The sequence below is a fragment of the Sphingomonas sp. genome (assembly GCF_035317925.1).
In the GTDB taxonomy this organism is placed as follows: Bacteria; Pseudomonadota; Alphaproteobacteria; order Sphingomonadales; family Sphingomonadaceae; genus Sphingomonas_I.
Genome location: NZ_DATHFV010000133.1, coordinates 1 through 10,691 on the forward strand (window position 1 = coordinate 1; position 10,691 = coordinate 10,691).

The 10,691-nt window shown below is 66.6% G+C and carries 10 protein-coding genes and 1 pseudogene; 10 read left to right on the top strand and 1 reads right to left on the bottom strand.

The genetic code is table 11. The annotated features are described in order from the left end of the window. The first annotated feature begins 33 nt into the window (after nucleotides 1-33). From VK533_RS09885 to VK533_RS09930, 10 genes are all read left to right on the top strand, one after another. Nucleotides 34-831 carry a response regulator gene (locus tag VK533_RS09885; RefSeq protein ID WP_324376962.1) on the top strand — a complete coding sequence of 266 codons (798 nt, stop codon included), beginning with the start codon at nucleotides 34-36 and terminating at the stop codon, nucleotides 829-831. Between the two features lie 83 nt (nucleotides 832-914). Next, nucleotides 915-1,052, top strand: a complete 138-nt coding sequence (locus tag VK533_RS09890) for a hypothetical protein (protein WP_324376945.1) — start codon at nucleotides 915-917, stop codon at nucleotides 1,050-1,052. 89 nt (nucleotides 1,053-1,141) lie between these two features. Beyond that, nucleotides 1,142-1,807 carry a sigma-70 family RNA polymerase sigma factor gene (locus VK533_RS09895; protein ID WP_324376947.1) on the top strand — a complete coding sequence of 222 codons (666 nt, stop codon included), beginning with the start codon at nucleotides 1,142-1,144 and terminating at the stop codon, nucleotides 1,805-1,807. Between the two features lie 257 nt (nucleotides 1,808-2,064). Then, on the top strand, nucleotides 2,065-4,737 hold the full coding sequence (locus VK533_RS09900) for a bifunctional [glutamine synthetase] adenylyltransferase/[glutamine synthetase]-adenylyl-L-tyrosine phosphorylase (RefSeq protein WP_324376950.1): 2,673 nt from the start codon (nucleotides 2,065-2,067) through the stop codon (nucleotides 4,735-4,737). A gap of 31 nt (nucleotides 4,738-4,768) precedes the next feature. Continuing rightward, on the top strand, nucleotides 4,769-5,245 hold the full coding sequence (locus VK533_RS09905) for a peroxiredoxin (protein WP_324376952.1): 477 nt from the start codon (nucleotides 4,769-4,771) through the stop codon (nucleotides 5,243-5,245). Beyond that, nucleotides 5,236-6,099, top strand: a complete 864-nt coding sequence (locus VK533_RS09910; protein WP_324376964.1) for a ferritin-like domain-containing protein — start codon at nucleotides 5,236-5,238, stop codon at nucleotides 6,097-6,099. The genes VK533_RS09905 and VK533_RS09910 overlap by 10 nt, the downstream gene beginning before the upstream one ends. Before the next feature lie 40 nt (nucleotides 6,100-6,139). Beyond that, on the top strand, nucleotides 6,140-6,853 hold the full coding sequence (locus VK533_RS09915; RefSeq protein ID WP_324376954.1) for a M23 family metallopeptidase: 714 nt from the start codon (nucleotides 6,140-6,142) through the stop codon (nucleotides 6,851-6,853). Nucleotides 6,854-7,007: 154 nt separating this feature from the next. Beyond that, nucleotides 7,008-7,334, top strand: a complete 327-nt coding sequence (erpA, locus tag VK533_RS09920; RefSeq protein WP_324376956.1) for an iron-sulfur cluster insertion protein ErpA — start codon at nucleotides 7,008-7,010, stop codon at nucleotides 7,332-7,334. Between the two features lie 24 nt (nucleotides 7,335-7,358). Further along, nucleotides 7,359-8,135, top strand: a complete 777-nt coding sequence (locus VK533_RS09925; RefSeq protein WP_324376958.1) for an exodeoxyribonuclease III — start codon at nucleotides 7,359-7,361, stop codon at nucleotides 8,133-8,135. A 107-nt stretch (nucleotides 8,136-8,242) separates the two neighbouring features. Further along, the gene (locus tag VK533_RS09930; protein WP_324376960.1) at nucleotides 8,243-10,093 is read left to right on the top strand and encodes a putative bifunctional diguanylate cyclase/phosphodiesterase; all 1,851 of its coding nucleotides are present in this window, start codon (nucleotides 8,243-8,245) and stop codon (nucleotides 10,091-10,093) included. A 120-nt stretch (nucleotides 10,094-10,213) separates the two neighbouring features. Here VK533_RS09930 and VK533_RS09935 read toward each other — a convergent pair. Continuing rightward, nucleotides 10,214-10,691 (bottom strand): annotated as a pseudogene (locus VK533_RS09935) (N-acetyltransferase); the annotation flags it as partial.

A 10,691-nucleotide genomic window follows, 5' to 3' on the forward strand; every position in this document is an offset into this window, starting at 1 on the left:
AGGCCTTATCTTATTCAGGAGCTGTTGAACGCCATGTCGCTCGGCCAGGATCTCGCACCCCACCTTCCTTTCCTGCGCCGCTATGCCCGCGCGCTCACCGGCAATCAGAAACATGGCGATACCTATGTCCGCACCGCGCTGGAGGCGATCGTCGCCGCGCCGCACGAGTTTCCGCGCGACGTCGATGTCCGGCTCGGCCTCTACCGCACCTTCCAGCGCATCTGGCGGTCGACCAACGCCGATCCCGATCGGGCGGACGAAGAGGCGGGCAACGATGCGGCCAATGTCGCCGACGCGCGCCTCGCCCGGATCACGCCGCGCTCGCGCCAGGCGCTGCTGCTGACCCAGCTCGAAGGCTTCACGCCGGAGGACGGGGCCTATTTGATGGAAACCAGCGCGGACGAAGTCGAAAGCCTGGTCGCCGAGGCGATCGGCGAGATCGAGCGCCAGACCCGTGCCGACGTGCTGATCATCGAGGATGAGCCGATCATCGCGATGGATCTGGAGACGATCGTGCGCGACCTGGGCCACAACGTCACCGGCGTCGCGGTCACCCGCGACGAGGCGGTCACGCAGGCGCGTGCGCATCGCCCGGGCCTGGTGCTGGCCGATATCCAGCTCGCGGACGACAGTTCGGGGATTGACGCGGTCAAGGACATCCTCGCCGAATTCCAGGTGCCGGTGATCTTCATCACCGCTTTCCCGGAACGGCTGCTGACCGGCGAGCGGCCCGAGCCGACCTTCCTGATCACCAAGCCGTTCCAGCGCTCGACCGTGAAAGCGGCGATCAGCCAGGCCCTGTTCTTCGACGCCACGACCGTTCCCGCCTGAAAATAGGACAGTTTCACTGACCTAATGGAACCGGCGGATTTCGCATCCGTTGGCAAGCTGTAACGATATACGGGGTTCGGGCGATGGCCGAAGAGGAAACACATCTGACACGGACGGAGGCGCGAGCCGGCTCGTCCAATCATATGACGCGCTACATATTGCCGGTGTCGCTGGCACTGGTGGTGATCCTGTTCGTCGTCATCGTCTGGCTGTGGCACTAAGGACCTTTGAACCGCATGATGCCTTGCAGCAGGGGAATGTGCCCCCATTTCGCTTCGCGCGCGCCGATCGCGCACGGAGATCAGCTTTGATGACCGAGCGCGCCGCCGACGAGGATGAGGCCGAAGTCGTCCACGAGCATGTTTCGCTCTCCGACGACGAATTCCGCACCGAACTGGCCCGGGTCATCCCGCATCTGCGCGCCTTCGGGCGTTCGCTCTCGGGCAACCGCGATCTGGCCGACGATCTGGTGCAGGAAACGCTGTTGAAGGCCTGGGCGGCGCGCAAGCGTTTCCAGGCCGGCACCAACATGCGTGCCTGGACCTTCATCATCCTGCGCAATCTGTTCCTCAGCCAGATGCGCCGCGCGCGCTTCAAGGGCGAATGGGACGATATCACCGCGAGCAAGATCCTCGCCGCGCCGGCAAGCCAGGAGCGGCATGTCGATCTGGGCGATCTGCAGCGCGCGCTCCTGCACCTGCCCCAGCCCCAGCGCGAAGCGCTGATCCTGGTCGGCGCCGGCGGGTTCGCCTATGAGGAGGCTGCCGAGATTTGCGGCTGCGCGGTCGGCACGATCAAGAGCCGCGTCGCGCGCGGCCGTGTCGCGCTCGAACAGCTCATGGTCGGCGGAAAGCTGCCATCGCGGCGCGACGACCAGACCGGCGGTCATAGTCCGTTGCACAGCATCATGGGCGAGGTGGACGAATTGAGCCGGGGTCGCGCGCCATCGCCGCAAGAACCTTCCGACGAGGACTAATAAAGCCGGGACTGGCGCTCAGCGCAGCTTGTCGAGCAGCCTCACGAAATCGTCGGGCATCGCCGGAATCGAGCCGAAGCTGCCCAGCAAAGCGCGCCGGACTCCCTCATGCGGGGCCGGCATCGCGACCGCCTGGGGCCCATGTTGCTGCTCCCATCGCATGGTCTTACGCTCCTGACTCGCACTACTCATGCCGGATAGAACGTCAGAGCGCGCCGAGAGTTGCGGCTGGTTAACCGTCATGCTCCAAGCCGGGGATGATTGTGGCCGCTGAACCCCTTTCGCTCGATCAGGCGGTGGCGCTCGCCGAAGCCCATTCGCCCTTCCTGCGCCAGGGGCTGCGGCGCCGGCCGGACGTCGCCGAACGGCTCGCGGCCGACGGGCTCGCGGCGGTGCTGGCCGAGGCGCGGGCCGTCTCGGATGCCGATCCCGATGTCGCCGGCGCACTGCGCCGCGAACGGCAGGTGGTGGCGCTGGCGGTCGCGCTGGCCGATCTCGCGGGCGCGCCGTTCGAAACGGTGACGCGCGCACTCAGCGATTTCGCCGATCGCGCGCTCGACCGCGCGATTGCTGCCGCGATCAGCGAGCGCAGCGACGCGCCGCCGGCGGGTTTTGCCGGGATCGCGCTCGGCAAGCAGGGCAGCCGCGAGCTCAATTATTCGTCGGACATCGATCCGATCCTGATTTTCGATCCGGCCACCCTGCCGCATCGTCCGCGCGAGGAACCGGTCGAGGCGGCGGTGCGGATCGCGCGGCGTGTGGTCGAACTGCTCCAGGAACGGACGGCCGAGGGCTACGTCCTGCGCGTCGATCTGCGGCTGCGCCCGGCGTCGGAAGCGACCCCGCTCGCGGTGCCAGTCGATCTGGCGATCACCCATTATGAATCCTCGGCGCGGCCGTGGGAGCGCGCCGCCTTCATCCGCGCGCGCGCCGCGGCCGGGGATAAGGCGCTGGGGCAGGGCTTCCTCGATCATATCCGCCCGTTCGTATGGCGGCGCGCGCTTGATTACGGCGCGCTCGACGAGATGCGGGCCTTGTCGCGGCGCATTCGCGACCATCATGTCCAGGGCCAGCGGCTCGGGCCCGGCTATGATGTGAAGCGCGGGCGCGGTGGCATTCGCGAGGTCGAATTCTTCGCCCAGATCCACCAGCTGATCCACGGCGGGCGGCTGCCGTCGATCCGCGCACCCGCGACGCTCGATGCACTCGCGGCGCTGGCCGAAGCCGGGCTGATTCCGGCGGAGGATGCCGAAACGCTGGCGCACGCCTATCGCATGCTGCGCACGGTCGAGCACCGCCTGCAGATGGTCGACGACCAGCAGACACACCGCCTGCCCGCCGATCCCGAGCCGCTCGACAATGTCGCACGCCTGGCCGCCTTCGATGGCAGCGAGACGCTGATCGCCGCGCTTGCGCCGCAGGCGGAGGCGGTGGGGCGGCTCTATGACGATCTCGATCCGGCGGATGCCGAGGCGCCGACGCTGGATGCGGTGCTGGCGGGCGCGGGTTTCGCCGACGCGAAGGCGGTGCGCGACCGGATCGAGGCGTGGCGCGAAGGCAAGACCCGCACCACCCGCAGCGACGCCGCACGCGCCGCGCTCGACGCGGTGCTGCCGGCCCTGATCGGCGCGCTCGGCCGTGCGCCCGCGCCCGACGCCGCCTTGAACCGGTTCGACGATCTGGTCGCGCGGCTGCCGAGCGCGATCAACCTGTTCCGCCTGCTCGAGGCGCGTCCGGCGCTGATCGGCCAACTCGCCGCGATCCTGAGCCACGCGCCGACGCTCGCGGGCGCGCTGTCGCGCCGCGCCAGCCTGCTCGACGGATTGATCGACGCGAGCGCGTTCGAACCCGCGCCCACGGTCGACGATCTGGTTGCCGCCTGGAGCCGGGGCGAGAAAGGCGAGGATTATCAGCAATTGCTCGACCGCATCCGGATCGCGGTGGGGGAACAGAGGTTCGAGCTCGGCGCGCAGCTGATCACCGGCGCGGCCGATCCGATCGAAGTCGGCCGGGGCTATGGCCGCGTGGCCGAGGCGGCGTTGCAGGTGCTCGGACATGCCGCGGTCGCCGAATTCGAATCCGCGCATGGCCGCGTGCCCAACGGCGAGCTCGTCATCCTCGCGCTCGGACGGTTTGGCGGCGGGGTGATGACCCACGCCTCCGATCTCGACCTGATCTATCTCTTCACCGGCGATTTCCTCGCGGAATCGGCGGGCAAGAGGCCGCTCGGCGCGACCACCTATTTCCAGCGGCTCGCCCAGCGCGTCGGCGGGGCGATGTCGGTGCCGACCGCGGCCGGACCACTTTACGAGGTGGATACGCGGCTGCGGCCGTCGGGCAATCAGGGCCTGCTCGCCGCCTCGGTCGACAGCTTCGCCCGCTATGAGGCGGAGAGCGCCTGGACGTGGGAGCATATGGCGCTCACCCGCGCGCGGCCCGTCTTCGGGTCGGCGGCAGCGCGCGCCGCGGTCCAGGCGATCATCGACAAGACCCTGCGCAGTCCGCGCGATGCGGCGAAACTGACTGCCGACGCGGTCAAGATGCGCAGCGATATCGCCACCCACAAGCCGCCCGCAGGGCCGCTCGATGTCAAATTGATCGAAGGCGGGCTGGTCGATGCCGAATTCACGATCCACCTGCTGCAATTGTGCAGGAAGATCGGGCTCGATCCCGATCTCCAGACCGCGATCGCCGCGCTCGAAGCGGCGGGGTTGGTGGCCAGGGGGTTTGGCGACGCCTTCGCCTTGCTCACCCGCATGCTGGTCACGCTCCGTCTCGTCGCGCCGGATTCGGCCGAACCGCCGGAGGAGTCGCGCCTGCTCGTCGCCGAGCGTTGCGGTCATGCCGATTGGGCGGGCCTGCTTGCGGCTTATGAGGAAGCGCGCGGCCTAGTCTCGCGGGAGTGGCGTCGTGTGGCTGCGCTGGGGTAGGGCCGCTCCAACGATTCCCAAGGAGACGATGATGGCGCAGGAAGGCGAAGCCGCTCCCGACGTGACCCTGCAGATGGGCGACGGCAGCACGACGAAGTTGTCGCAGCTGAAACGCCCGCTCGTCCTCTATTTCTATCCCAAGGACGATACGTCGGGCTGCACGGTCGAGGCCAAGGATTTCACCGCGCTCGCCGCCGCGTTCGAGATCGAAGGCACGTCGCTGCTCGGCGTGTCGAAGGACCCGCCCAAGGCTCACGCCAAGTTCACCGCCAAATATGATCTCAAGGTGCCGCTCGCGACCGACGCCGACGGCAATGTCACCGAAGGCTTCGGCGTGTGGGTCGAAAAGAGCCTGTACGGCCGCAAATATATGGGGATCGAGCGCGCGACCTTCCTGATCGGCGAGGACGGCAGGATCGTACGCGCCTGGCGCAAGGTCTCGGTCAAAGGTCATGCCGAGGAGGTGCTCGCCGCCGCCCGTGCGCTCAAGGGCACGGGATCATCCTGAGCCTCGCCCAGGCGGTCAAAGGCGTCCTCGACACCGCCGATCCCGCCGCCAAGGTGATGGCCGCGCGCAAGGCCGCGCGCGACTGGCGGCTGGGCCGGCTCGACTGGCGTTTCGATGCCGCCATGCCCGATCGTCCGGCGCGGCCAGCCTGTCCCGAATTGCTGCCGCCCAACCGCATGCCCCGGCGCGGCGGCGGGACCGAGGCCAATCGGATCGCGCTGATCCATTCGATCGCGCATATTGAATATGTCGCGATCGACCTCGCCTTCGATCTGGTCGGGCGGTTCGGCGCGCATTTCCCGCGCGATTTCGTTGACGACTGGATGCGCGTCGGCGCGGAGGAGGCGATGCATTTCGCGATCCTCGACCGGCGGTTGCGCGCGCTCGGCAGCTTTTACGGCGCGCTGCCCGCGCACGATGGCTTGTGGGAGGCAGCCGAGGCGACCGCGCACGATCCGCTCGCGCGGCTCGCAATCGTGCCGATGGTGCTGGAGGCGCGCGGGCTCGATATCACGCCGCAGATGATCACACGGTTCGAGGCAGGGAAGGATCTGAAATCCGCGCGAATTCTCAGCCGGATATTGCAAGACGAAGTGCGACATGTCGCGGCCGGCGTGCGCTGGTTCAATCAGGCCTGCGCGATTCGGGGTGATTCTCCCGCGCTTGCATGGCGTGCACTCGTCGCGCTGCATTTTCGTGGCAGTTTGAAGCCACCATTCAACGACTCGGCGCGCGCGGCAGCCGGTCTGACGATTGATTTCTATCAAGCTGTTGCAGACGCGCACGCACATCGCCCACAAAAGTTCCCGTCGTCGCGGGAGGGGCAAAAACCCAGAACGACCAGTTCACATTAACCGTGCGGGGGGCTCCGTGCGGATCATCGCCGGAGAGAGAATGTCATTTTCCACCGTCGTCGTTCGCGCCTTGCGCGCCTGCGGTCTGGTCGCCCTCGCGGCGGCCGCTCTCTCCCAACCGGCGCTCGCCGGCGGCATCCCCGCCCCGCAGAAGGGTGACAAGATCCAGGCCAGCGGCGGCCCGCTCCTGCCCGCCAGCGCGGCCAACGATAGCCAGTTCCATTCGCTCTTCCTGTCGTGGAAGAAGGCCGACGCGGTCGCCCAGCCGGGCGCGATTTCGGTGCCGTCGTCCAAACCGGTCCAGACCGCGACCTACACGTCGGGCTACGGCGTCCGCTCCGATCCGTTCCGCGGCGCTGCCGCGATGCATGCCGGCATCGATCTCGCGGCCCCGATGGGCACGCCGGTCTATGCGACCGCCGATGGCGTCGTCGATCGCGCCGAATGGTCGGGCGGCTACGGCAATCTCGTCGAGATCGACCATGGCAAGGGCTTGCAGACCCGCTTCGGCCACCTGTCGCGCATCCTCGTCCATCCCGGCGACCGCGTCGTGCGCGGCCAGGAAATCGCCCTGATGGGCTCGACCGGCCGCTCGACCGGCAGCCATCTTCACTACGAAGTCCGCATCGATGGCCATGCGGTCAATCCGGTGCCCTTCCTCCAGTCGGCCGATTATGTGACCGCGATGGAAGCCCGCACCGCCGCCGGCCTCGCGCTCGGTGGCCCGGACGACGCCAACGACGACCAGGATTAATTTTCGTTCGATTTAGCGCGGCACCGGCCCGCACCCCCACCCGGCCTCCCAACAGGTTATTCTATGGGAGGCCGGGTGGGGGTGCGGGCCGGTGCCGCTTCCGCGTGAGCGGACATCCATTGTCGGGAGCGCCTGTCGCTCCTATCTTCACGTTATGAGCGACGTCGAACTTACCCCATCCGCTGCCGCGCGCGTCGCGGCGATCGCGGGCAAGCAGGGCAAGCCGGCGATCCTGCGCCTGTCGGTCGATGGCGGCGGTTGCGCCGGCTTCCAGTACAAATTCGGTCTGGCCGACGCGGTCGAGGGCGATGATATTGTCGCCGAACATGACGGTGTCCGGCTCGTGGTCGATGCGGTCAGCCTCGATCTCGTCCGCGGCAGCGCGGTCGACTATGTCGAGAATATGGGCGGCGCGTCGTTCCGCGTGACCAATCCCAATGCGGCCTCGGGCTGCGGGTGCGGAACCAGCTTCTCGATCTGATCCTGTTCGCCTAACGTCAGGCGCATGAGGATCGCCAGCTACAACGTGAACGGCATTGGTGCGCGGCTGCCGCGCCTGCTCGAATGGCTCGAGGAAACGCAGACCGACATCGTCTGCCTCCAGGAATTGAAGGCCCCCGACGAGCGCTTCCCCGAGGCTGAACTCAAGGCGCTCGGCTATAATGCGGTGTGGCATGGCCAGAAGAGCTGGAACGGCGTCGCCATCCTCGCGCGCGGCCTCGACATCCACCTGACCCGCAAGGGCCTGCCCAACGATCCCGACGACAGTCACAGCCGCTATATCGAGGCGGCGGTCGGCGGCATCATCGTCGGCGGCCTCTATCTGCCCAACGGCAATCCGGTGCCGGGCCCCAAATTCGACTATAAGATCGCGTGGTTCGAAGCTTTGCTCGACCATGCCAAAACCCTGTTCGCGACCGAGCAGCCGGTGGTGCTGGCGGGCGACTGGAACGTGATCCCGACCGCCAGCAAGGATGATGTCTTCTCTGCCAGCCGCATGGCCGACGACGCCCTGATGCAGCCCGAAAGCCGAGCCTGCTTCGCGCGGCTCAACCACGCCGGCTGGACCGATGCGATCCGCGCGATCCATCCGCACGGGCAGATCTATACCTTCTGGGATTATACGATGAACGCCTGGGCACGGGACGCGGGTTTCCGCATCGATCATCTGATGCTCAGCCCGCCGGCGGCGGACCGGCTGGTCGATGCCGGAGTCGATCGGGACTATCGCGGTCGCGAAAAAGCATCCGACCATGCTCCGACTTGGATCAAGATTCGGTAGAATTAACCATTTCGATACCGAAGCTTAATCCGTTTCGGGCTATTCCCCGTTTGTAGTAGAACCGGCTAGCCGGGACCAACGGGGGGAGTCGCGGGCGGGCAAGTCGTATGTTGGTGTATCTCCAAAACCTGATCCTGGAGATGGTGGCGCGCGGGGAAGAACTTCGCGCGACGACGGATCGACTCTGCCGCGAAGTCGAACGGCTCGCGCCCGGAACGACCTGTTCGATCCTGGCGGTCGATTCCGACGGCGTGCTTCATCCCGTCGCGGGCCCGAGCCTTCCGCAGACCTACAATGACGCGATCGATGGCCTGAAAATCAGCGCGTGCGCGGGATCGTGCGGCACCGCTGCCTTCCATCGCCGCCAGGTGACCGTCACCGATATCGAAACTGATCCGTTATGGGCGGACTATAAGGCGCTCGCGCTGCCGCTCGGCCTCAAGGCCTGCTGGTCGAGCCCGATCGTCTCGTCCGGCCGGGTCGTCGGCACCTTCGCTTTTTATTATCGCGAACGGCGCGGCCCAACCGATTTCGAACGCGATATCGTCGCCAAGAGCCTGCAGCTTTGCCAGATCGCGTTCGAGCGCGATCATCGGCTGCGCATCAACGAACGGCTGCTTTATACCGACACTTTGACGGATCTGCACAATCGCGCCTGTTTCGAACAGGCGCTGATCGAGCCGTCGCACGGCGGTTCGGCCTTGCTGCTGATCGACATCGACGATCTCAAGCTGGTCAACGACACGTTCGGCCACGGCACCGGCGACAGCCTGATCCGGATCATCGCGCGCCGCCTAGCGGACGCGGCGGCGCCGCACCGCGCCTTCCGCGTCGGTGGCGACGAACTCGCCGTGCTCGCGGAGACGGGCGAGGTCGTGCCGCTCGCCCAGCGCATTCTCGAAGCGTTGCGCGCGCCCGCCGATTGCGGCGGCCATGTGCTCGTGCCGAGCATCACGATCGGCGCGGCGATCCGTTCGATCGATGACAAGAGCGGCACGGTGATGCGGCAGAATGCCGATCTGGCGTTGTATCACGGCAAGGAAGATGGTGGCCGCGGCACGCTCGTCCTCTACGCGCCGGAATTGCGGACCCGCATGAACCGCCGGCTGCGCGCGATCGATCAGCTACGCCGCGCCATCGCCGAGGACCGGATCGAGGCACGCTATCAGCCGATCGCGCGGCTCGACAATGGCGAGGTGCTGAGCTTCGAGGCGCTCGCGCGCATCCGCGAACGCGACGGCACGATCGTGCCGGCGTGCGAATTTCACGAGGCGTTCGCCGATGCCCGCAACGCGGCCGAGGTCACGCGCATCATGTTGCGCGCGGTCGCCTCCGATCTGCGGCTGTGGATGGATGCCGGGGTCGCGATCGGCCGCATCGCGGTCAATCTCGCGCCAGCCGATTTCGCGCATGGCCGGTTGGTGGAAGATGTGCAGGCGATCTTCGCCGCTGCCGGAGCACCACTCGACCGGCTCACGCTCGAGATCACGGAATCGGTCTATCTCAGCCGGCGCGACCAGATGGTCCAGCGCCAGATGGAGGCGCTGCGCCGGCTTGGGGTCAAGCTCGCGCTCGACGATTTCGGGACGGGCTACGCCTCGCTCACGCATTTGCTGTTCACGCCGGTCGACACGCTCAAGATCGACAAGAGCTTCGTCGATCATCTGACCGATGATGGCGAGGCGGGCGGGGCGGCGGTCATCAATGGCTTGATGCGGATCGCCGAGAAGCTTGGCATGGACGTGGTCGCCGAAGGCGTCGAATCGGTCGATCAGCGCGAACGCCTGGTGGCACTCGGCTGCAAGCTCGGCCAGGGGCATCTCTTCGCCGCGGCGCTCGATCGCGAGGCGGTAGGCGTGCTGCTCCGCACCACGCCGACCTGCCTGCCGGAGACACCGTTGCCGAGCTCGCTCCGCGCCCGCCGCATCCGGCGCCGCGATCGCAAGGACGCGGCATAGAGTTTCCGATAATCGAAATGCGGTCGTCATTGCGAGGAGCAAAGCGACGAAGCAATCCACCGCTACCTAGCCTTTGCGGCCGAACTGGATTGCTTCGCTACGCTCGCAATGACGAAGCGATCAAAGCGCCTTTTCGTAGATCCGGTAGGTCTTGTTGATCTTGCTCTCGATCGCGTCGGCGATCGCGTTCATGCCCTGATTGTCCTCGAGCACCCAGCCAAGTTCGCCGCGCGTGTTGCCATAGTGGGCGATCGCTTCGCGGCGGATATATTCGATCATCTGGAAGGCGAGCTGGCTCGCCATCCGGCTCGACTGGAGCCGCTTGACCACGCCCATCAGCGGCACGCGGATCGTGCGTGTCTTGGGCTTGCCGGTGAAGCCGCCATTGAGGCGCCACAGCAATTTGATGAAGCCGAACGGGAACAGTTCGCCGTTCAGGTCGGCCTGCATCTCGTTGAGGTCGGGCCACGCCATCATGAAGGCAACCGGCTCGCCGTCATATTCGGCGACCATCACGAGGTCGTTGAAGATGATCGGCTTCATCTTCTTGCCGGCGAACGCGATCTCGCTCTCGGTGAAGGGGACATAGCCCCAATTG